Origin of the sequence: Mucilaginibacter sp. 14171R-50, from assembly GCF_010093045.1 — a bacterium.
Lineage (GTDB): Bacteria > Bacteroidota > Bacteroidia > Sphingobacteriales > Sphingobacteriaceae > Mucilaginibacter.
This window is the reverse complement of the sequence record NZ_CP048115.1, coordinates 722,653-743,561: the sequence shown is the minus strand read 5'-3', so window position 1 is coordinate 743,561 and position 20,909 is coordinate 722,653. Positions and strand designations below refer to the sequence as shown.

Genomic DNA, 20,909 nt, shown 5'->3' with positions numbered 1-20,909 from the left:
AGCAATACTAAACTTTGTTTATTATTTATAAACTAAGTTTAAATTAAGTAAACTTTAATGTTTTATTCCCAATAGGTTAAGTGAAGTAGCTGTGCGTAATAATTACGGCACAAGTGAGTAAACTTAACGTAACATTGCGCTAAGCGGTTGTTCTGTTAGCGTATAAATGATCAAGTGCCATTTGCTTAAGACTACGGATATTGGTTACAGGTAAATGTTCAATCTTAGCCTCATCATCCCAGTGCCTGAAACGTATGATCAGTTCCTTGTCAGGATTGGCTTCAAACACGGCAGCCTCATGCGCGCTCATAACCCCGCCCTGGAAGTTCAGGGTTGCGCGGCTTGCCGGAGAAAGCTTTTCATAATATTCCGGGTACTTATAGGTCAGGTAACGCTTGGCTATCACATGACTTTGTACCAGTGCTGTCAAACGTTTTGAGAAGCCAAGCTTTAATAAGTAATCGGCACCAAGTTTTTCATGGTCCACATTACCCATACCGGCCATACTTTCTGCCTCACCTTCTGCCGCGCACAAGTGGCCAATGTCATGAAAAAACGCAGCCAAAACCACTTCATCATCGTAACCTTCATTCTGTGCAAGTGCTGCTGCCTGAGCCATATGCTCCAGTTGTGAAACCGGCTCGCCAATGTAATCTTCGTCGCCATGCTGCTCATACAGGGCAAACACTTTGTCAACAACTTGTTCGGGGGTGAGTGAAGTTAAGGGCATGATTAATGTTTGCAACAAAAAAAAACGTTTAATATTAGCTGTATATTAAGCCTGTATAATAAAATGCACATTAACTTTTTTAACTCACTTAACGCAAAAGTTACTTGCTATATGCCTTGTAATATATTACTTTGCCGCCGCCACCAACCTGATAAATAATGGAAGATGATGTACTTATACAAATAAGTAACCGTATAAAAGAAAAGCGCCGCGAAAAAAACATAACCGTGCAGGAGCTTGCCACTAAAGCTAATGTGAGCAAGGGCCTGATATCACAGATAGAAAATAGCCGTACCATACCCTCATTAATTGTGCTGGTAGATATTGTGAAGGCGCTTGATATCGATCTGAACGTTTTCTTTAAAGACATCCGGCATCGCAACGAAAATTTTCCGCTCATCATCAAACGAAAAAACGAATACGAACACTTTGAGAAAGAACACGCTGAGGGGTTTAACTACCAGCGTATCTTTACACAGTTCATCAAAAACTCTACAGTTGATATCGTAATCCTTGAACTGGAGCCCAACGCATACCGCCCACTGGTAGAAACTGAAGCGTACGAATACAAATATGTGATAGCGGGACAGATAGAATATCGCTTTGGTGATGACACAACTTACCAGCTTGGTCAAGGCGACAGCATGCTGTTTGATGGCCGGATAGCACATACCCCACGTAATACAGGTACTGACACCGCCACGATGCTGGTAATTTATTTTTTTGAAGATAAAAACGGCTCTTAAACAGTTCTTAACAATACGTTAGTTTATATTTAATAAACATAGTTTAATATTGCTAAACAAAAATATTGATTAGCATGTCTATTAAACTTGTTGTTTTTGATATGGCCGGCACTACGGTAGCCGACGAAAGTGGTGTTATGGATACCTTCCGGGCATCGCTTGCCAAGTATGGGTATGAGATACCCCTTAATGAAATAGCGCCATTAATGGGTTATGAAAAAAGGCTGGCCATTAAAACCATGCTTGAACGGAATGAACCCGATGCGGCAAAACTTACCGATAATTTAATTGATGACATACACCGCGATTTTGTAGATACGCTTGTAAACTATTATACCAATGCTACTGATCTTGAAGCATTGCCGCATGCCGAAGAAACACTTATTACCCTGCGCGACAGGGGCATTAAAGTTGGTTTAAATACGGGATTTTCAAGAAATATTGCGGACAGTATTATCAACAACCTGAAATGGCGTGAGCGTGGTTTGTTTGATTATTCGATCTGTTCAGACGAAGTGCCGGCCGGCAGGCCCGATCCTGCTATGATACATATTATGATGCAGCATGCCGATATAACCAACCCGGCCGAAGTAGCTAAAGTTGGTGATACCGAAGTAGATATCCGCGAAGGGCAAAATGTGGGCTGTAGGTATGTAATAGCCGTTACTACCGGTGCATTTACCCGGGCGCAATTACAGCCGTATAACCCTACCCATATTATAGACGACCTTTCTGAAGTAATATCCATCGTCACCAACACAACTGATGCAACTGCTTAATAGTATAAAAAGCCGCGTTGCGCAATGGCCATACGGCCTTTTATCGGTAATGGCCGGGCTATCGGCATTTGGGGCATATACATGCATGTACGCTTTCAGAAAAGCTTTTGCTGCGGGCACATTTACGGGGCATCAATATCTTCACGTGGACTACAAGGCATGGCTGGTAATAGCGCAGGTATTAGGCTACATGCTTAGTAAATTTTACGGTATACGTTTTATAGCCGAGGTGAAACCCAAAAGCAGGGGTAAAAGCATTTTACTGCTGATAGGCATTTCCTGGCTGGCACTATTGCTCTTTGCCCTCATTCCGGCCCCCTACAACATTGTGTGTTTGTTTATCAATGGTTTCCCTTTAGGCATGATATGGGGCTTGGTGTTCGGCTATTTGGAAGGCCGGAAGTCTACGGAATTGATGGCTGCAGTGCTATCTATCAGCCTGATATTTGCTTCAGGGTTTGTAAAGACCGTAGCCCGCAATATTATGGGAAACTGGCATGTGAGCGAATATGTAATGCCGTTTGTAACAGGTGCTGCATTTGTAGCTCCATTACTACTATTTGTGTTCTTTTTAGAAGTAATGCCGCCTCCTACCCGGCAAGATAAACAACTACGTACCGAGCGTATTGCAATGAACAGTGCTGAACGCCGTGCATTTATCAGCCGCTTTTTACCCGGCATCATCTTAACTGTGATTGTTTACCTGCTGCTAACCATCATGCGCGATATAAGGGATAATTTTGAGGTAGAGATATGGCATGCCCTCGGGGTGAAAAACAACGGCATATTCGTCAGTATCGATTCAGTTATTTCCATTGCGGTGTTGGCAGGTATCGGTTTACTCATTCTCATCAGGAACAACATTAAGGCCTTTACCGTAATCCATATCTTCATTATCTGCGGGTGCTTACTCGCCGGGGTTGCTACGGTATTGTTTAACTTAGGTTCTGTTGGCCCGGTGTGGTGGATGACCATGGCCGGCCTGGGCTTGTATGCAGGTTACGTACCTTATAATGCAATATTTTTTGAACGGATGATAGCTTCGTTCAACTACAAAAGCAATGTAGGCTTTATTATGTACGTTGCCGATGCTATTGGCTACCTGGGCAGCATAAGCGTGCTGTTGTTAAAGGAGTTGGCTAATCCCCGCGTAAGTTGGGACCTTTTCTTTAAAAACGGCCTCATCATATTGTCGGTGGTTGGCACTATCAGCGGTGTCCTTTCGCTTGTATATTTTCTGCAGAGCGCACGTAAAAGCGCAGATAAAAAAAGGCAATTGACATTATTTACAGCATGAGAAACAAAACAGCTATTGTAATAGGCGCAGGCATTGTAGGCTTAGCTACGGCAAGGGCGTTAGCGATAAGAGACTACAAAGTAACCGTGTTCGAACGCAACCAACAAGCCGTGGGTGCATCCATACGCAACTTTGGGATGGTTTGGCCAATTGGCCAGCCTACAGGCCCGTTATTTAACCGTGCCATGTTATCGCGCGAGATCTGGAAACAGATTTGTACAGAAGCTAATATCTGGCATGATGAAGTTGGCTCGCTGCACCTGGCTTATCATGATGATGAGTTGCAGGTGATGCAGCAATATGTTGACGTTAATGCCTTGTTGCGTGATTGTGCTTTGCTGTCACCCCGGGAAGCTTTACAAAAATCGCCCGCTGTAAATGCAAACGGACTAAAAGGTGCCTTGTGGAGCGGTACCGAAATGATCATAGAATCGCGCGAGGCCATTGGCACGGTGGCTAAGTATTTAGCCGAAAAGTATGGCGTCATCTTTCACTGGAATACCGCTGTTAGCGAGGTGAAAAGCAATGCTGTTCGTACCGGTGCGCAAAGTTACAGCGCTGACGAAATATTTATCTGCAGTGGTATCGAATTCGAAACGCTTTATCCTGAGTTGTTTGCTGCCTCGCCCATTACAAAATGCAAGTTGCAGATGATGCGTATGGCTGCACAACCCAACAACTGGCGTATCGGCCCATCGTTATGTGGTAGCTTGTCAATGATACACTACCCGGGTTTCCAGGCAGCGGCATCATTGCCACAATTGCGTAAGCGCTACCAGGACGAATATGCCGAACAACTGAAATGGGGGATACATGTAATGGTATCGCAGAACCAGTATGGCGAACTTACCGTTGGCGACTCGCATGAGTACGGCCTGGTTCACGACCCTTTTGATAAAGAATTTATAAACAAAATGATAGTGGATTACCTGTTGATCTTTACCAACTTAAAGGACACGCGGATAATTCAGACCTGGAACGGTATTTACGCCAAACTTACCAACGGCCAAACCGAATTGGTGCTTGATGTTGAACCGGGTGTAACTATTGTAAACGGACTTGGCGGTAACGGCATGACGCTCTCTTTTGGCTTGTGCGAACAGCTGATAGCATCGCGTGTTTGATACCGTTATGTGGATGATCACTTGATTTAATAGAAAAGGAGCGCCGCAAGGGTGCTCCTTTTTGTTTATAAACTCCAGCCTGTTACTTTTTTGTATCGATAATAACCCAGCGGTTAATGGTGTTGTACTTCCCTTCTATACAAACCTTATAAAAGTTTGACGGCATATCCTTAACAGATACCGACGCGTGGCCTGCATCTGCATTAAATTCACCCGCAAGTTTGTAATCGTCGGGGTGGCCTTCTTTAACGTTGTTGGTAGCGGCTACCCATATCTTCACTTTTTCGCCTTTGTTTAAAGCCTTCCAGCTTACATCTAAGGTGCCCTTGATAAAGTTAGCCTGTGCTTGTGCCACAGATACCGGTCCGGTAAGGTTGATGCCATCAACCTCGCGTTTGTATCTTACCGGAATTGCTATGTTTAAATACTGCGCTAAAGAAGGCATGATATCAACCACGCCCGGATAATAGTATTGGGCATAGGTGTTAAGGCCTTTAGCATTGGTTACCATCCAGGTTGAGCGCTGCCTTGGCGATTGCCCGCCATGGCCCTTGCCGTCTTTCTCGCTGCGGCCATGGTCTGTAGTGATGTAAATAACCCAGTCTTCGTTAAACTTTTGCTCGCGGTATTTAATGGCTTGCCATACCTTACCCATTTGTTTATCCATCATCTCTATAGCTGCATAATACTGCGGACTATCACCGTACGCGTGGCCCATATCATCAGTATATTCCAAATATATCCATGACAGATCCGGCGCTTTTGTCCGGATAGCGTCCGTTGCTTCTACAATTACCTTTTCATCAATTTGATGCATGTAAGCGCTTTCTTTATCGTGCTTAAAATTTACGGTGTCCAGTTCATAACCATCGGCGCTGTAGTCAACATGTATGCTGCCGGTTTCAGGCAAGCCCTCGCCAACAAGCTTGGTGCGGTTATCCTGCCAGCTCGAGAAAACAGCGATCTTCTTGGTCGGATACTGGTCTTTAAACAGCCTGAATATAGTTGGATAGTTATAATTAGGCGCCTTGATATCATTGTCCCAAACGTTGTGCTTATTTACCCATGTGCCGGTAAGTAAGCTGTTATAGCCCACGGCAGATATCGTGGGTGTTTGGCTGTAGCCGTTCTTTTCACCGCCTACATGCGCGCGCAGGTATTTGCCTTCTTTGGCAATAGCATTCAGGTTCGGCGTCCTCAGCTTTTCAATTACATCGGCGGGGATACCGTCAGCAATTACAAAAACGGCTTTACGGCTTTTAGTTTGGGCGTAAAGCGTTGTAGTAAACAAATTTACAGCAACAAGCAAAAAAAGTTTAAGTATATAGGATCGCATAAATATAGTTTTGTCAAATATACAAAGTACGCTTTCGACAATAGTTAAACAAGCGTTATCCAGGCGTTATCATTTGTTTATGCCATCCCGAATATCAGCTATCCGATATAGACCTTGTCGCGAACAACCCCTTAAATTGTCACTTTCACACAGCATCGTATCCGTAAATCCTTTACAACTTTGTATTGTCAACAAAACAAACCCGAAACTGAAGCTTTTATGAAAAATTTATTCAACACACTTACCATCCTTAAAGCAATATTGCTTACATCCGCTATACTATTTACAGCGGCACGGTCAAACGGCCAGCAAATTAAACCTGCAAGCAGCGGTTATGCACCTGTTAACGGCATTACGGTTTATTACGAAATATATGGCCAGGGTAAACCTTTAGTGTTAATACATGGGGCGTTTTACACTATTGAAATGAACTGGGGGCAGTTGATACCTGAACTATCAAAAACAAGGAAAGTAATTGCTATTGAAATGCAAGGCCATGGGCACACACCATATTCAGATAGAAGATTAGATATTGCTACGCTGGCAAGTGATGTTGAAGGAGTGATGGATTATTTAAAGGTTGACAGCGCTGACATTGCCGGTTATAGCATGGGCGGCTCTGTTGCTTACCAGTTAATTGTAAAAAGCCCTAAGCGGGTAAATAAATTAGTGATTATTTCCTCTACTTATAAAACCGATGGCTGGCTGCCAGTAATAAATGGCGGTTTTAAGGATTTTAAGCCCGATTTTTTTGATCATACGCCCATCAAAACGGCATATGATGCCGTAGCACCCGACAAAACCAAATGGAGGAAGTTTATTGAGCAGATGATTGCTTTTGCAGCTGTACCCTTTAATGTAGGCGATGCCAATATTGCGAAAATTACTTCGCCGGTATTGTTGATATCGGGTGATAATGATGGACTGGACAAAGTGGAATTAATGAAAACTTACCAGTTACTGGGTGGCGGTGTTTCTGCTGATCTGGCGCCCATGCCAAAATCGCACCTGGCCATTGTGCCCGCCCAGGGCCACGTGAGCCTGATGATGCAAACAAAAACCATACTGGGATATATGAATGATTTTTTAAAGTAAAATGATACCACTGGTTTTAGTAACCACCTTACTGATTTTGCCCGGGCTCAGATAACAAGGACGCTTTTATATTTTATTTTAAGAAGAAGTGTTTTGTTTAAGGATGATAGGTTTATTTACTTACTGACAGTTGTTGAAGTAACGCTTCAATTTTGTCGGTGCATAAAATATCCGCGTGTAGGTTCATCAACTTTTGCCAGCCTGCGGGGTTATCGGGTGCCGCCCAAAAGCGGATCTTTTTCCCTGAGGCGTGTACTGCATTAATAACCGACTTAAGCACTTTTTCGTCAGTAGGGAGTAAGGCGCCCTTACCCTGCCATTTAGAATAATTTTCGAAACAAAGGCTTACCTGCGCAACACGGGCCCACTGATTCGGGGTATGCGGCAGTTGCAGGTCGTCGTCGAAAGTAATGTAAGATGGGTAGTTATTATAGTAGGCCGGCGGAGGGCGGTTGCCGGTAATAATAATACTTAAGGGGTTTTGGTTGTTATTATCCTTTATCAGACTTTTTAGCGGAGCTAATTCTTTCAGCAGTTCATTTAATAAAGGGCCATAATCTTCTTTAAGATCAATTAACAGGTTAAGCGGCCTGGGGTGAACTTTCATTTCCTTTAATATAGGCTCCAGGTACATTTTTTGAAGAGTGACATAGTGATTGACGGTAGGGGTATCATGCGAAACCACTAACCGGCCGTTGCGTAAATATACATCTGCCTCTATGGCCCCGGCCCCTGCGTTAAAGGCATGGTAAAATGCATTTGGGCGCGTATAATCGTTATGCGAATGTATATTAGCAGCGGTGTATTGCGCCTGCGCATTTACCGAAGCGAAAATAATTAGCGATAGAATAATTGAATAAAATAATCGTGCCATTGCGTGTCGTAAAAAGAATTGCCACCTGTGGCGGCCTAAAGTAGCAATTTATAATTAAGCTTATATAACGCACATATTAGTATATTTAGCACGCAATTATTTTCTATACGCTCTTTTATGACCTGTCGCAAAATCCACGCCTTATTATCAGTTGTATTATGCCTTGCTGCTATTTTTAACGCATCGGCACAAACAAAAAACAATACGCTTTATACGGCAGGCCATGCCAGCGCATTTATCGGCGGGCTATACGATGCAGTTTACCCCTATACCAAAGTATTAAAGCATGGCGATTTTGGCCTGGGTGCCCCTGATAAGCTGGATGGCGAGGTGTTGGTTTTAGATGGTAAGATCTACCAAACGCAATCTACCGGGCGCACATTTGAGGTTAAGGCGACCGAGTTAACACCCTTTACTGTAGTCAATTTTTTTAAAGCCCAAAAAACGGTTCAAAACAATCAAAAACTGACCAAAAACGACCTTTTTTTGTACCTGGATAGTTTGCTGTCCAACAAAAACGGTATTTATGCCATCAAAATAACTGGAAACTTTAATTTCATCAAAACCCGGGCATTCCCACCGGTAAAAAAACCGTATGTGCCACTGGCCGACATGCTACCCCTGCAACATTTTTTTACTTTCGAAAATGTGAAGGGTACCCTGGTGGGTTACCGCATACCAGCATATATGGATGGGCCTAATATCACCGGATACCACTTTCATTTTTTATCTGACGATAAAAAGGGTGGCGGGCACATTATTGACCTTACCACGGGTTCGGTTACTATCGAAATTGACGAACTTGACAGCTTTATGGTAGATATCCCCCAAACACCGGCGTTCAACAACTTCGACTTTAATAAAGACCGCCGCGAAGAAGTTAAGCGTGTAGAGAACGGTAAAAAAGATTAAACCAGTTTTTTTACCGCTTTAGCCAAAATTCCTGTCGCCTGTTCCATCTCCTTGAAATTCATGGACGCAAAACCGAGGCGGATATGCTCGCTTTCGCGGGCTCTGTCATAATAGTAATCTTTACCCGCGCTAACCGCAAGGCCCATCGCAGCTGCCTTTTCGGCTACATCTTTTGGCTTTAACCCGTTCTCATATTTCATCCATATAGCAAAGCCGCCATCGGGTATTTTAAAACTTACGTGGTCGCCAATTTGCTGCTGTAACAAGCGGCAAAATACATCGCGCCGTTCGTGGTATAACTTATTGGCCTTTTTAAGATGCCGTGTAATATCTCCATTCTTTAATAAGTTAGCCATCGCTTCCTCCAGCAAATGCTCGCCCTGGCGATCAATAATGCGGCGCAACTTAGTGGCCTGCTCTATCAGATTTGGAGGCGCTATCATAAAGCCTATGCGTATACCGGGAGCAATAGTCTTGCAAAACGATCCCACATATATCACACTACCATAGTAATCGGCACTGGCCAGGGGCAATATCGGGCTGCTGGTATAATGAAAATCGTAATCGTAATCATCCTCTATAATCGCAAAGCGGTACTTCATGGCCAGTTCAAGCAGCCGCATGCGCCGCTCAGAGCATAAGGTTACCGTTGTGGGTTGGTGATGATGAGGTATTACATAAAGCAGCTTCACCTTTTTCTTTTTGCAGATATCTTCCACCGCATCAAGGTTGATGCCCAGCTCATCAACTGGTACCAGTTCTAAATTTGCGCCGGTTTGCACAAATACTTCGTTGGCACCGCAGTAGCCCGGGTCGGCAGCAATAACCGTTTCGTTTTTATTAAGCAGCAGTTGCGACACTAAATAGATAGCCATTTGCGCACCTTTGGTTATCAGTATATGATCGGCCGTTACATGTAAACCACGGGTTTCGCCAAGGAAACGGGCAAGCTCGGCCCGCAGGTTTTCTGAACCCTGTTCGGCGCCGTACAACAAATATTTTGATGTAAAATGGTAATTGGCAAATCGGCGGTACTCGCGCAGCATTAAATCTAACGGAGCAAGACGGGTATCGGGGAATCCCTCATTAAAGGCTATGTTCTGCGCTTTGGCAGGGTTAAATAAATTAATATGCGATAACGTATTTTCTCCAACCTCAAAAAAAGTTTGGCTGGCGTATGCTGTTTTTTGCGGGCTGTCAGCAATGGGGCGCGGCGATACTTCGGGCAGGTTGGCGGCGATAAAAATGCCCTTTTGCGGATATACGTCCACCCAGCTTTGGGCATACAATTCATCGTAAGCGGCAACCACGGTATTGCGGTGCACCTTTAAGCCCTGGGCAAGGGCGCGGCTGCTTGGCAATGCCGATGCAGGCTTTAAGGTGCCCTGCCTGATGTGGCATATAATGCCGTTGGCTATTTGCAAATACACCGGCACCGGCAGTGTTTTGTCAATATTAAGTAAAGCTGCTACGAACTGCATACTGGACTATCCCGCTTGTTTTATCTGGACTATAAAGATAGGCCACTATGCTCGTATTTTTATATCAGCAAACAAAAAAATTATGCAGCAATCAAAATTCTATAACCCGGCAGCCATATATTTAAGAGCCGCGCTTGCATTGGGGTATCTTTGGCTGGTGGCCGATCGCCTGGGTTGGTTAGGCACTTACGGGCAACCTAATATAAGATGGGGCGATTGGGAACACTTTATGGTGTTATCCCGTAAAACCATGTCGTTCCTGCCCGGGGCGCTGGTAACACCACTGGCCGTTTTGGCTACGCTGGGAGAAGGTATTTTTGGATTGATGTTGCTGATTGGGCTGTTTACCCGTATTGCAGCTATCGGCAGCGGGGCGTTAACGCTGGCCTTTGCTATATCGATGACCATTTCAAGGGGGATAGATTCCCCTATAGGATACTCTGTTTTTACGGTAAGCGCCGCAAGCTTTTTGCTGGCCACCCTGCCGGAATACAAATGGAGCATCGATCAGTTAATCTTTAAAAAGTAATTGTAATGATAAGTACAGTACAACAAAGAGCGCCATCAACCCTATTGGTAGTAATAGCATTTGCTATTGTGTATGTTGTTTGGGGCTCTACTTATTTCTTTATCCAGATGGCTATTCACGGCATACCAGCTATGCTGATGGGTGCTATGCGCTTTATAGCCGCCGGTGCGATAATGCTGGCCTGGTGCGCCCTCAGGGGAGATAAAATTTGGGTGAAGCGCGATGTAATAAACGCAGCCATAAGCGGCCTGCTTTTACTTGCTGTTGGCAACGGTATAGTAATATGGGTTGAGCAGGCTTTACCCAGCGCTATGGTAGCCATTATGGTATCGGCCAACCCTATATGGTTTGTGGTGCTTGATAAAAGAAACTGGAAACAGAACCTGCGCAGCACCGCAACAGTTGTGGGCTTAATTATAGGCTTTGCAGGCGTAATACTGCTGTTTGGTGAACAGGTGGTTAATACACTTGGCGGCACACACAACAATGCTAAGATATGGGGCGTATGTTTGTTGGTAATAGGCCCGATAGGATGGGCGGCAGGGTCCTTGTATTCAAAATACAAAGGCAGCAGCAGCCCGGCAAGGGTTACCACGGCCTGGCAAATGCTGATTGTCGGCATCGCTTTTTTACCGGCAAGCGCCCTGCATAACGAATTTGCAAACTTCGACATAACGCAAGTGCCCGCCCAGGCATGGATGGCGGTTTTATACCTGATATTTTTTGGATCGATAGCGGCGTTTACCGCTTATGTGTGGCTGCTGCAGGTTAGGCCTGCAACGCAGGTAAGTACACACTCGTACGTAAACCCGGTTATTGCGGTATTATTAGGGGTAATGTTTGCGCAGGAACACATCTCCTGGCTGCAGATAGGCGGACTGGTAATTATACTGGTCAGCGTGCTGCTGATAAACCTTGCCAAGTACCGTAAAGATGGGGATGATAAAAAAGAGGTAAGACCCAAGGGTATGAAGTTAAACGGATCTGTTCGTGAAGCCGTATAATATTATGGATATAATCAATGGAAATGGGGTGTGCGATTCCCTTCCCTGGGAGGGAATTAAGATATCCAAACACTCATGGCTTATCCATTGCTTTAATGCCCTTCAAAGGAATCCTTAAATCAAGAAAATCTGTTTAATCCCGGTTCATACTATTTTTGACCCCGGCCAATTGTAAGGTATAGTATTGAACCCAGGAACGGGAAGAACAGGATAACTAAAACCCACATCAGCTTGGTTACCGAATCTTTGAAAGTTGAACGGACAGCATCAATCAAGCTAAAAGTGATTAGCCCGAGGTAAGATAGGGCTATAAATATCAGGATAAGTTCAGGAGTACCAAGGCCGCCCATATAAGAAGCTTTAAATTAGTGATTAACTTTAAAGGTAGCCATTTATGCAATTATAAACAACCGCTTAACCATTCTCTAATCACTAACCACTAACTCCTATTTCACACTCTTCCTTTGCACAATAAAGTACCCGGCAACAAATATCACTACCGCTACTATAAGGCTCACATATACATCTTTGGTGTAAATATCAATTTCGAAGCTACTTGCAGGGCCTTTAGTATTATGTTTTATCATACTTTTTATAGCGCCCATAGGGTGCGCGTAAGGGAAAAGGTAACTGTATTTCCAATCGTTTGAAGCCAGTATAACACCGGTAATGGTTGCCACAAACCCAAGGCCCATCGGCTTCAAAAAGTCCGACCATAAAAGGCTCAGCAAAAACTGGATGGAAAGTATGCCTAATGCAGCTAACAATAATTTATAAAAAACCTGCATCAGCTGCAGCTCCATATGGTACTCGTTAAACTTCAGCGAAGGTTTTACAATACTTAGTAAATTACCAAAGGCGATATTAAATACGGTAAACAGCGAAAGGCACAGAAAAAGCAGGAAAAACGCGTAAAAATATTTAGCGCCATAAACAGCCCAGCGCGAAATGGGCAAACTAAATAGGGTTTTCCAGGTATCGGCCTTATGTTCAACATTGTTTACAGAGTACGCAACAAAAATGGTGTAAATGGGTAATAGCAACGAACCCATGCTGCCCAGGCTTATCATGCTGAACTGCACCCACAGCATCATTGGCGGCATTTTAACAAATTTATCGCTGTTGGAATAAATGGCTACAAATGCCAGCCCGGTTATAAGTAAAGGCAAAATAATGGCACCCCAAAAGCCAAGCGTTTTGCGGCTTTTATAAAATTCGGACTGAAATGATAGTAAAAATCCTTTCATGATGGTTTAGTTGCTTTTGGTGGTAATATCTAAGAATAACCGCTCAAGGTCCTTGCGCTGTTTGCTGATGCCTAAAACGGTTATGCCGTTTTGAACAAGCAGCGTATTTATTTCGCCGATTTGTTGTTTAGAGGTAAATGGAACAAACAAGTGGTCGTTGTTAATATCGGTTACAGTAAAATTATTGCGCTTTAACAGGTTGGCGGCATCAACAGTATTATCGGTTTCAATATGGATAAGCGGCTGGCTTATATCCTGAAGTTCCTGGATAGTTCCCTGAAACATTAGTTCGCCGTTATTGATAATGCCTACATGGGTAGCCATTTTTTCGATTTCGGCCAGCAGGTGGCTCGATATAAATACGGTTTTCCCGGTGGTTACCAGGCGCATCATCAGTTCGCGTATCTCAATAATGCCGTTAGGGTCAAGTCCGTTGGTGGGTTCGTCAAGTATCAGTAATTTGGGGTCGCTTAGCAAGGCAAGGGCAATACCCAGGCGTTGTTTCATCCCTAAAGAATATTGTCCGGCTTTTTTGCCTGCGGCATTGGTTAGCTGTACAAGTTTCAGCATTTCGTCCACCCGCTGTTCGTCAACCTGCAATAGCATGGCGCGGTTCATCAGGTTTTCGCGGCCGGTTAGGTGGTGGTATATAGCCGGCTGCTCTATCAGCGACCCTATTTGCGATAATATGCTGATGCGGTTGGCTTCAAGCTCGAGCCCGAAAATACGAATGCTGCCTTCGCCCGTACGTAATAGGTTAAGCAGCATTTTAATGGTGGTGGTTTTACCGGCACCGTTTGGCCCTAAAAAACCGTATATACTACCTGCCGGCACTTGCAACGACAGCGATTTAACAACTTGCTGATTGCCGAAGCTAAAAGACAAGCCTTCCGTTTGGATTACCATAGTTTCTCGGTTGCGATTGAGCATACTGTTTTAACTACAGATACACCTTTAATAAATAACGATGTAGCCTGTGCAGCCGAGTTGTGTGAGGTAAATTGTCTTTTTTGTTCAAACTGGTAGCTTACGCCCATTATAATGGCAAATACTACAGGGGCCAGTAATAAGATAAATGGATTTGAGTTTGAAACTAACTTTTTCATTGTGTTATCGTTTTGATGAAACAAAGGAATACTAAATATTTTACCTGCTAAAAACATTTAGACCAACAGCCAGCATTTGTAGATGAACGGTTAATATGGCAGGCACGCCCGTTCATCGGTTCTAAATGCCCGTTCATCGGTTAAAATTATTGCTACATATAATTACATAGCCAGTTTCATATCAAAATACTACTTTAGATGCAGGTTAGGCCTTGCTAAGCTGTCCTGAATGTGTGGACTTAAAATTGAACTTTTAGAACCCTTTTCGCCGGGGTGGGTACGGTGAGGCTAAAAAATGCAGGTAATACACTATATATAAATGAAAAAAGGCTGGCAAATTTTTTGGCACATTCTGTTTTGGACAAGCATCATATCCTTTTTTGTGTTTGTAGCGCGTAATGGTGGCAAAAGCAGTATGCAAAGCCTGCTGATCGTATTTGTGGTGTTTGGCCTGGTTAATATCGGCCTTTTTTATCTGAACTACCTCGTACTCATTCCAAGATACTTAGATAAAAAGAAATACAAGCTTTACGCGGCGCTGGTAATAGGCGCCATTATCGTAATGGGCCTTTCTAAATTTGGGCTGGCTGTTATATTCAGGCCCATTACCTACATCCATATGGGCAAAGCCATCGGGTTTTGGCAGTATACGTTCAGCACATCGTTCACCAGTATTGTATTTATATTTCTGAGCACTGTTTTAAAATTCACTATCGATTGGTTCCTGAACGAACGCATACAGCGCGACCTGGAGAACCAACGCTTAACCGCCGAGCTTTCGTTCCTTAAATCGCAGATCAATCCCCATTTTTTATTCAACTCGTTAAACAGCATCTACTCGCTGGCTTATCAAAAATCAGATACTACGCCCGAGGCCATTTTAAAGCTGTCCGAAATTATGCGCTATATGCTGTACGAGTGTAATGATAATAAGGTGGAGATGAGCAAGGAACTGCAATACCTGCAAAACTATATCGACCTGCAAAAGATACGTTTTGGCAATAAGGCCTTTATTGATTTTGAAGTGAACGGCGAGGTGAAGAACCAGCAAATTGTGCCTTTACTGCTTATCTCATTTATCGAAAATGCCTTTAAACACGGTATTGCCAACGATGCGTTATCGCCCATAAAACTTAGAATTAATTTAGAGGATGGCCACATGTACTTTTTTATCCAGAATAAAAAGCACACCCATAACCGCGATGCATCCGGTGGCATTGGGTTGGCAAACGTACGCCGCCGGCTTGACCTTTTATACCCCGGAAAATATAATTTAGATATTCGCGACGAAGCGGATACATACACTTGTCAATTATCCTTAGCTTTATAATCATGATTCGTTGCCTTGTTGTTGATGATGAGCCCTTAGCGCTGAATATATTGGAAGATTATATATCCAAGATACCTTTTCTGCAATTGGTTAAAGCAACCACCAACCCTATCGAGGCATTAACCATGGTGCAGGATGATGGCATCGATCTTGTTTTTTTGGATGTGCAAATGCCCGAACTTACCGGTATACAGTTTTTGCGGATAGCGAACGGCAAAACCAAGGTGATCTTAACAACGGCTTATCCGCAGTATGCGTTAGAAGGGTATGAGCTTGATGTGGTAGATTATTTATTAAAACCGATAGCTTTCGACAGGTTTTTTAAATCGGTACAAAAAGCGCAGGGCATAATACAACCGGCTGCAAAGCCTTCCGCACAGCCCGAGCCCGTGCAGCAAGACGATTTTATGAGCGACTTTATCTTTGTAAAAACCGAGCATAAAATTCAAAAGGTTTACCTGCACGATATATTGTTTATAGAAGGCTTAAAAGATTATGTATCCATTTTTACCCCCGCCGAGCGTATCATTACGTTGCAGGGAATGAAGAAGATGGAGGACGCCCTTCCGCCAAAACACTTTATCCGCGTGCATAAATCGTACATCGTATCTATCAATAAGATCGACAGCATCGAGCGCAGCCGCATCTTCATCGGCGATAAGATCATCCCCGTAGGTGACACCTATCGCGACGAGTTCTTTAAGATTGTGGACGGGAAGAATATATAGTATATATATTAGGTGCATGAAAACTTTTTGCCTGTTTATAGTTTTTTTTGCTGCCGGTATATCGGGGTTTGCCCAAACTAAAGCGATTGATAGATCTAAAGCAAATTCACTATTGGTATTGTTAAAAAGTAAACGTGCGGCAGTTGACGCATATGTGAAAAAGCATGACAAGAAACTTCTGTTATACTCCAAGATACCCGGAGAAAAGATACCTGTTAGGGTAAAAAATGGAAAGTGGCCAGATGAAGTTGAATATTCTTATAACTTGCTTAAAGATTCTTTGGGGAAAATAGTAATGATTGCCGAAATTCCTTTTAGCCAGAGCGGCGATTGGTATATAACCTACACGCATTATTTCGACGAAGATGGCAATACATACGCGTTTAAGAAAGAAACAAATACCTTTGATAGCGAGGTAAAAGATGGCGTGATTTACGAAACGCTAATAAGGTATTACGGAGCAAGCCTTAAATTATTGAACAAAACGTATTCGCTGAAGGACAAAGGTGGTAAGCCAATAAAAAACAATGGGCACATCGATGTTTATCAATATAAATACAACATCTATAAAAACGCAGCCGAGTGCCTTAAGGCATATAATATTAAAATGCTTTAGTCGCTCCCCTTCAGGGGGTTGGGGGGCTGCTCATGATCCTGATTTCCTTCGGATAATAGTTATTGATCCGGTTGGGCAGCAACTTAGCCCAGCCCAATGCCAAACCTTCGTAAGTCATCAAACTCCAGCCTTTCCCGCTTACAGCAATATCTATATTATCCCGGCGCAGATATTGTATGGCTTGCTCTTTACTTAGCGCTGTAGATAATACCGCATCCTTATTGATAGCCAAGCTCAAAGCTAACTCATGGTCAGGTATCAGATCTTTACCTGCCAGTTTGCCTATCCGCACGCCCGATTTTTTTATATACAGATGCCGGTGCAAAATGTTCAGGCTTTCCTTATGCTCGCGATTGATGGCCAGCCAGTCGTCATTCACTTTAAAAAAGTAAAAATCGTCAGCATTGTTAATATAGGCCTTCACTATATCCATCTCTTTGGCAGGTAGTTTTTGCTGCGCGTTGTTTTTGTAGTTTGATATACCGCCGCTGCTTTCCTTTTTACGCAGGCATGCTGCAAACAAACCCTCGCCTTTAACCTTGCCCGGGTAAAAGCGGTAGCCCCATGCTTTTTTAACCGGCGATTCGGCCTCAACAATTCCCCACTCCTTATATATAGGTATCCGGATGCTTTCCAGGTCAAACTCGGTGCATAGCCAATCCAGTATATCTTCGTTCTCCTGGTGCGAGTAGCTGCAGGTACTATATATTAGGTATCCGTCTTCTTTTAGCGTAGGGTAAATATCCTCCAATATGCGTTCCTGCCTTTGGTGGCAAAGGGTTACGTTGCCTTCGCTCCATTCGTTCATGGCGGCGGGGTCTTTACGGAACATACCCGAACCCGAGCAGGGCGCGTCAACCAGTATCACATCAAAAAGACTATGAATAGTGTTAAAATCCTTTGGGTCGTTATTGGTAACAATGGTGTTTGTTGTACCCCAGCGGTTAAGGTTATCGCTTAATATAGGTACGCGTGTTTTGATGATCTCGTTGGCCACCAGCAGGTCGGTGCTTTGCATCGCCGAATTTAGCAGCGTGGTTTTACCGCCGGGCGCCGCGCAAAGGTCTAATACCTTAATAGGGTCGCTCTTATCCGGGCGAATGGTATTTAATATATGGCTGATGAACATGGATGATGCCTCCTGCACGTAGTATGCCCCGGCATGAAACAGCGGGTCGAAGGTAAACGATGGGCGGGCATCCAGGTAAAATCCCTCGGTGCACCACGGCACTTGTCCGTTTGTTTTTGTGGCAGATGGCTTAAAAGGATTGATCCTGATAGATGTTGGGGCGGCCTCCGCCAGGTGCGCATCAATAAAATTTTGCCTGTCAAAGCCCGGCTCGGCGTTCAGATCCTCAAAAAAAAGCGGCGGAAAATTATAATTATCCATATTTGAATCAAACTTACGGAAAATTTTTAGCGCCCTGTTTAAGGGCTGATAACCCATAGTTTTACTTATAGCGGTGACAATTGATGTTTATACACGTATTTGCGGCCAAAGTTTATTGTTAGTTTACAGGTAGTTACAAAATTGTTTTAATTATTTTAAAATAATGCTTGTAGTGGTAGGGGTTTTCTCCTTACATTTGTGGCCGCTCAAATAAAAAGGGCGTTGTTTTTTGAAGTTTTAGCGAATAAATAAAAGTTTGAAAATGTGATTTTTCGCTTGCCAAACACAATAATTATTTGCACCTTTGCAGCCCGCAATAACGAAAGGTAATGCGGTTGTTAATTGAAAAAACGAAGCGAGAAAATAATTTCAAAAAAAGTGAAAATAACACTTGACACGAATTAAAAATAATCGCACCTTTGCAGCCGCTTCTACAACGAAGCAAAGCATTGAAAAAAGAAAACCACAAGGGTTTTCAAAAAAAACATTGAAAGTTTAGACCGCAACGGTCGACAACATAAAAGCTGAACCGCGAGGCGAAGCGAAAAGTTCTTAAAAGAGATAGAGAATAAATTATGCAGCGTAACAGCAGGACAGCGATGTTCTGAATGTTAAGAGCGAGACTTGAGGGATGGGATAATGTAAGAGAATATTTTTTTTACAGATTTCTATTGATTGAGTTAATAGGGTCTGGATTTGAACAACACATTATACAATGGAGAGTTTGATCCTGGCTCAGGATGAACGCTAGCGGCAGGCCTAATACATGCAAGTCGGACGGGATTGAGGAGCTTGCTTCTCATGAGAGTGGCGCACGGGTGCGTAACACGTATGTAACCTACCTTGTTCAGGGGGATAGCCTCTCGAAAGAGAGATTAACACCGCATAACATTATTTTATGGCATCATAAGATAATCAAATATTTATAGGAACAAGATGGGCATGCGGAACATTAGCTAGTTGGTAAGGTAATGGCTTACCAAGGCTACGATGTTTAGGGGATCTGAGAGGATGACCCCCCACACTGGTACTGAGACACGGACCAGACTCCTACGGGAGGCAGCAGTAAGGAATATTGGTCAATGGGCGCAAGCCTGAACCAGCCATGCCGCGTGCAGGAAGACGGCCCTACGGGTTGTAAACTGCTTTTGTACCGGAATAAACCCCTTTTCGTGAAGAGGGCTGAATGTACGGTAAGAATAAGGATCGGCTAACTCCGTGCCAGCAGCCGCGGTAATACGGAGGATCCAAGCGTTATCCGGATTTATTGGGTTTAAAGGGTGCGTAGGTGGCCTATTAAGTCAGGGGTGAAAGACGGTAGCTTAACTATCGCAGTGCCTTTGATACTGATGGGCTTGAATACACTTGAGGTAGGCGGAATGTGACAAGTAGCGGTGAAATGCATAGATATGTCACAGAACACCAATTGCGAAGGCAGCTTACTAAAGTGTTATTGACACTGAGGCACGAAAGCGTGGGGATCAAACAGGATTAGATACCCTGGTAGTCCACGCCCTAAACGATGAATACTCGATGTTGGCGATATACGGTCAGCGTCTAAGCGAAAGCGTTAAGTATTCCACCTGGGGAGTACGCCCGCAAGGGTGAAACTCAAAGGAATTGACGGGGGCCCGCACAAGCGGAGGAGCATGTGGTTTAATTCGATGATACGCGAGGAACCTTACCCGGGCTTGAAAGTTAGTGAATGAGACAGAGACGTCTCAGTCCTTCGGGACACGAAACTAGGTGCTGCATGGCTGTCGTCAGCTCGTGCCGTGAGGTGTTGGGTTAAGTCCCGCAACGAGCGCAACCCCTGTGAATAGTTGCCAGCATGTAATGGTGGGGACTCTATTCAGACTGCCTATGCAAATAGAGAGGAAGGAGGGGACGACGTCAAGTCATCATGGCCCTTACGTCCGGGGCTACACACGTGCTACAATGGATGGTACAGCGGGCAGCTACCTGGTAACAGGATGCCAATCTCGTAAAGCCATTCACAGTTCGGATCGGGGTCTGCAACTCGACCCCGTGAAGTTGGATTCGCTAGTAATCGCGTATCAGCAATGACGCGGTGAATACGTTCCCGGGCCTTGTACACACCGCCCGTCAAGCCATGGAAGCTGGAAGTGCCTGAAGTGCGTAACCGCAAGGAGCGTCCTAGGGTAAAGTCGGTAACTGGGGCTAAGTCGTAACAAGGTAGCCGTACCGGAAGGTGTGGCTGGAATACCTCCTTTCTGGAGCATTATCCAAACAACCTTAGTAACGCATTAACAGGAAACTGTTACCTGCATGATTATTTTCTTATTTATTCTCTTAAAAAAACAACCCGGAAGATGAAGCCATCAGTGGTTCAACCATGAGCGTGGCAAGATTGTAAGTAATTACGATTTACGATTTACGAATGACGATTGAAATCTAAAATCGTACATCACAAATCCGAAATCAAACAGTCCTGTAGCTCAGCTTGGTTAGAGCACTACACTGATAATGTAGGGGTCAGCAGTTCAAATCTGCTCGGGACTACACGGTAAGTCAAAAGTTGAAAGTTAAAAGTCAAAAGCTGCAAAGCCAATGACCTAATGACT

The 20,909-nt window shown here is 43.9% G+C and carries 20 protein-coding genes, 1 tRNA gene and 1 rRNA gene; 13 read left to right on the top strand and 9 right to left on the bottom strand.

Translation table 11 applies throughout. The features are described 5' to 3' along the window. Positions 1–139: 139 nt before the first annotated feature. On the bottom strand, positions 140–730 hold the full coding sequence (locus GWR56_RS03460; RefSeq protein WP_162429772.1) for an HD domain-containing protein: 591 nt from the start codon (positions 728–730) through the stop codon (positions 140–142). A gap of 158 nt (positions 731–888) precedes the next feature. Between GWR56_RS03460 and GWR56_RS03455 the strand changes: the two genes are divergently transcribed. The 4 genes from GWR56_RS03455 (at position 889) to GWR56_RS03440 (ending at position 4,676) form a co-directional block, all read left to right on the top strand. After that, positions 889–1,476 carry a helix-turn-helix domain-containing protein gene (locus GWR56_RS03455; RefSeq protein ID WP_162429771.1) on the top strand — a complete coding sequence of 196 codons (588 nt, stop codon included), beginning with the start codon at positions 889–891 and terminating at the stop codon, positions 1,474–1,476. Between the two features lie 74 nt (positions 1,477–1,550). Continuing rightward, on the top strand, positions 1,551–2,255 hold the full coding sequence (locus GWR56_RS03450) for an HAD-IA family hydrolase (protein WP_162429770.1): 705 nt from the start codon (positions 1,551–1,553) through the stop codon (positions 2,253–2,255). Continuing rightward, the gene (locus GWR56_RS03445) at positions 2,242–3,552 is read left to right on the top strand and encodes a DUF5690 family protein (protein ID WP_162429769.1); all 1,311 of its coding nucleotides are present in this window, start codon (positions 2,242–2,244) and stop codon (positions 3,550–3,552) included. Before GWR56_RS03450 ends, GWR56_RS03445 begins: the two co-directional genes overlap by 14 nt. Continuing rightward, on the top strand, positions 3,549–4,676 hold the full coding sequence (locus GWR56_RS03440) for a TIGR03364 family FAD-dependent oxidoreductase (RefSeq protein WP_162429768.1): 1,128 nt from the start codon (positions 3,549–3,551) through the stop codon (positions 4,674–4,676). The genes GWR56_RS03445 and GWR56_RS03440 overlap by 4 nt, the downstream gene beginning before the upstream one ends. A gap of 82 nt (positions 4,677–4,758) precedes the next feature. Here GWR56_RS03440 and GWR56_RS03435 read toward each other — a convergent pair whose 3' ends face one another. Continuing rightward, positions 4,759–6,012, bottom strand: coding sequence for an alkaline phosphatase family protein (locus GWR56_RS03435; protein ID WP_162429767.1), 1,254 nt, complete (start codon positions 6,010–6,012; stop codon positions 4,759–4,761). A 219-nt stretch (positions 6,013–6,231) separates the two neighbouring features. Between GWR56_RS03435 and GWR56_RS03430 the strand changes: the two genes are divergently transcribed. Beyond that, entirely contained in the window at positions 6,232–7,107 is an 876-nt protein-coding gene (locus tag GWR56_RS03430; protein WP_162429766.1) for an alpha/beta fold hydrolase, read from the top strand. A 112-nt stretch (positions 7,108–7,219) separates the two neighbouring features. Here the strand turns inward: GWR56_RS03430 and GWR56_RS03425 are convergent, their stop codons facing one another. Beyond that, the gene (locus tag GWR56_RS03425; RefSeq protein ID WP_162429765.1) at positions 7,220–7,981 is read right to left on the bottom strand and encodes a hypothetical protein; all 762 of its coding nucleotides are present in this window, start codon (positions 7,979–7,981) and stop codon (positions 7,220–7,222) included. A gap of 117 nt (positions 7,982–8,098) precedes the next feature. On the opposite strand from GWR56_RS03425, the gene budA reads away from it, so the two are divergent. Then, entirely contained in the window at positions 8,099–8,893 is a 795-nt protein-coding gene (gene budA, locus GWR56_RS03420; protein WP_162429764.1) for an acetolactate decarboxylase, read from the top strand. Here budA and GWR56_RS03415 read toward each other — a convergent pair. Then, complete coding sequence (locus GWR56_RS03415; RefSeq protein ID WP_162429763.1) at positions 8,890–10,374, bottom strand: PLP-dependent aminotransferase family protein; 1,485 nt, start codon at positions 10,372–10,374, stop codon at positions 8,890–8,892. The genes budA and GWR56_RS03415 overlap by 4 nt on opposite strands. An 82-nt stretch (positions 10,375–10,456) precedes the next feature. On the opposite strand from GWR56_RS03415, the gene GWR56_RS03410 reads away from it, so the two are divergent. Further along, complete coding sequence (locus GWR56_RS03410; RefSeq protein WP_162429762.1) at positions 10,457–10,903, top strand: DoxX family protein; 447 nt, start codon at positions 10,457–10,459, stop codon at positions 10,901–10,903. Positions 10,904–10,908: 5 nt separating this feature from the next. Beyond that, a complete protein-coding gene (locus GWR56_RS03405; protein ID WP_162429761.1) occupies positions 10,909–11,907 on the top strand; it encodes an EamA family transporter in 999 nt (332 codons plus the stop codon). 149 nt (positions 11,908–12,056) lie between these two features. Here the strand turns inward: GWR56_RS03405 and GWR56_RS03400 are convergent, their stop codons facing one another. The 4 genes from GWR56_RS03400 to GWR56_RS03385 form a co-directional block, all read right to left on the bottom strand. Continuing rightward, complete coding sequence (locus GWR56_RS03400; protein ID WP_162429760.1) at positions 12,057–12,257, bottom strand: PLD nuclease N-terminal domain-containing protein; 201 nt, start codon at positions 12,255–12,257, stop codon at positions 12,057–12,059. Positions 12,258–12,353: 96 nt separating this feature from the next. Continuing rightward, positions 12,354–13,154: an ABC transporter permease gene (locus GWR56_RS03395; RefSeq protein WP_238395294.1), complete on the bottom strand. Its 801-nt coding sequence runs from the start codon at positions 13,152–13,154 to the stop codon at positions 12,354–12,356. A 6-nt stretch (positions 13,155–13,160) separates the two neighbouring features. Then, positions 13,161–14,060, bottom strand: coding sequence for an ABC transporter ATP-binding protein (locus GWR56_RS03390; protein ID WP_162429759.1), 900 nt, complete (start codon positions 14,058–14,060; stop codon positions 13,161–13,163). Next, positions 14,054–14,260, bottom strand: a complete 207-nt coding sequence (locus tag GWR56_RS03385) for a hypothetical protein (protein ID WP_162429758.1) — start codon at positions 14,258–14,260, stop codon at positions 14,054–14,056. Before GWR56_RS03385 ends, GWR56_RS03390 begins: the two co-directional genes overlap by 7 nt. Before the next feature lie 319 nt (positions 14,261–14,579). Here GWR56_RS03385 and GWR56_RS03380 point away from each other — a divergent pair, with 319 nt between their 5' ends. Genes GWR56_RS03380 through GWR56_RS03370 form a run of 3 tightly spaced genes read left to right on the top strand, consistent with a single transcriptional unit; the run spans position 14,580 to position 16,934 of the window. Next, positions 14,580–15,590, top strand: coding sequence for a sensor histidine kinase (locus GWR56_RS03380; protein WP_162429757.1), 1,011 nt, complete (start codon positions 14,580–14,582; stop codon positions 15,588–15,590). Positions 15,591–15,592: 2 nt separating this feature from the next. Further along, the gene (locus tag GWR56_RS03375; protein ID WP_162429756.1) at positions 15,593–16,318 is read left to right on the top strand and encodes a LytTR family DNA-binding domain-containing protein; all 726 of its coding nucleotides are present in this window, start codon (positions 15,593–15,595) and stop codon (positions 16,316–16,318) included. 16 nt (positions 16,319–16,334) lie between these two features. Next, on the top strand, positions 16,335–16,934 hold the full coding sequence (locus tag GWR56_RS03370) for a hypothetical protein (RefSeq protein ID WP_162429755.1): 600 nt from the start codon (positions 16,335–16,337) through the stop codon (positions 16,932–16,934). Between the two features lie 10 nt (positions 16,935–16,944). Here the strand turns inward: GWR56_RS03370 and GWR56_RS03365 are convergent, their stop codons facing one another. Continuing rightward, a complete protein-coding gene (locus GWR56_RS03365) occupies positions 16,945–18,324 on the bottom strand; it encodes an RNA methyltransferase (RefSeq protein ID WP_162429754.1) in 1,380 nt (459 codons plus the stop codon). Between the two features lie 712 nt (positions 18,325–19,036). Here GWR56_RS03365 and GWR56_RS03360 point away from each other — a divergent pair. Then, a 16S ribosomal RNA gene (locus GWR56_RS03360) occupies positions 19,037–20,558 on the top strand. 214 nt (positions 20,559–20,772) lie between these two features. Beyond that, a tRNA-Ile gene (locus tag GWR56_RS03355) sits at positions 20,773–20,847 on the top strand. The last annotated feature ends 62 nt before the right edge of the window (positions 20,848–20,909 follow it).

What these genes read in the sequence shown, in the direction of transcription:
- GWR56_RS03410 (WP_162429762.1), top strand. Translation starts at nt 10,457, where the DNA reads ATGCAGCAATCAAAATTCTATAACCCGGCAGCCATATATTTAAGAGCC.
- GWR56_RS03405 (WP_162429761.1), top strand. Translation starts at nt 10,909, where the DNA reads ATGATAAGTACAGTACAACAAAGAGCGCCATCAACCCTATTGGTAGTA.
- GWR56_RS03425 (WP_162429765.1), bottom strand. Translation starts at nt 7,981, where the DNA reads ATGGCACGATTATTTTATTCAATTATTCTATCGCTAATTATTTTCGCT.
- GWR56_RS03460 (WP_162429772.1), bottom strand. Translation starts at nt 730, where the DNA reads ATGCCCTTAACTTCACTCACCCCCGAACAAGTTGTTGACAAAGTGTTT.
- GWR56_RS03440 (WP_162429768.1), top strand. Translation starts at nt 3,549, where the DNA reads ATGAGAAACAAAACAGCTATTGTAATAGGCGCAGGCATTGTAGGCTTA.
- GWR56_RS03430 (WP_162429766.1), top strand. Translation starts at nt 6,232, where the DNA reads ATGAAAAATTTATTCAACACACTTACCATCCTTAAAGCAATATTGCTT.
- GWR56_RS03375 (WP_162429756.1), top strand. Translation starts at nt 15,593, where the DNA reads ATGATTCGTTGCCTTGTTGTTGATGATGAGCCCTTAGCGCTGAATATA.
- budA (WP_162429764.1), top strand. Translation starts at nt 8,099, where the DNA reads ATGACCTGTCGCAAAATCCACGCCTTATTATCAGTTGTATTATGCCTT.
- GWR56_RS03450 (WP_162429770.1), top strand. Translation starts at nt 1,551, where the DNA reads ATGTCTATTAAACTTGTTGTTTTTGATATGGCCGGCACTACGGTAGCC.
- GWR56_RS03395 (WP_238395294.1), bottom strand. Translation starts at nt 13,154, where the DNA reads ATGAAAGGATTTTTACTATCATTTCAGTCCGAATTTTATAAAAGCCGC.
- GWR56_RS03415 (WP_162429763.1), bottom strand. Translation starts at nt 10,374, where the DNA reads ATGCAGTTCGTAGCAGCTTTACTTAATATTGACAAAACACTGCCGGTG.
- GWR56_RS03380 (WP_162429757.1), top strand. Translation starts at nt 14,580, where the DNA reads ATGAAAAAAGGCTGGCAAATTTTTTGGCACATTCTGTTTTGGACAAGC.
- GWR56_RS03445 (WP_162429769.1), top strand. Translation starts at nt 2,242, where the DNA reads ATGCAACTGCTTAATAGTATAAAAAGCCGCGTTGCGCAATGGCCATAC.
- GWR56_RS03390 (WP_162429759.1), bottom strand. Translation starts at nt 14,060, where the DNA reads ATGGTAATCCAAACGGAAGGCTTGTCTTTTAGCTTCGGCAATCAGCAA.
- GWR56_RS03365 (WP_162429754.1), bottom strand. Translation starts at nt 18,324, where the DNA reads ATGGATAATTATAATTTTCCGCCGCTTTTTTTTGAGGATCTGAACGCC.
- GWR56_RS03385 (WP_162429758.1), bottom strand. Translation starts at nt 14,260, where the DNA reads ATGAAAAAGTTAGTTTCAAACTCAAATCCATTTATCTTATTACTGGCC.
- GWR56_RS03435 (WP_162429767.1), bottom strand. Translation starts at nt 6,012, where the DNA reads ATGCGATCCTATATACTTAAACTTTTTTTGCTTGTTGCTGTAAATTTG.
- GWR56_RS03400 (WP_162429760.1), bottom strand. Translation starts at nt 12,257, where the DNA reads ATGGGCGGCCTTGGTACTCCTGAACTTATCCTGATATTTATAGCCCTA.
- GWR56_RS03455 (WP_162429771.1), top strand. Translation starts at nt 889, where the DNA reads ATGGAAGATGATGTACTTATACAAATAAGTAACCGTATAAAAGAAAAG.
- GWR56_RS03370 (WP_162429755.1), top strand. Translation starts at nt 16,335, where the DNA reads ATGAAAACTTTTTGCCTGTTTATAGTTTTTTTTGCTGCCGGTATATCG.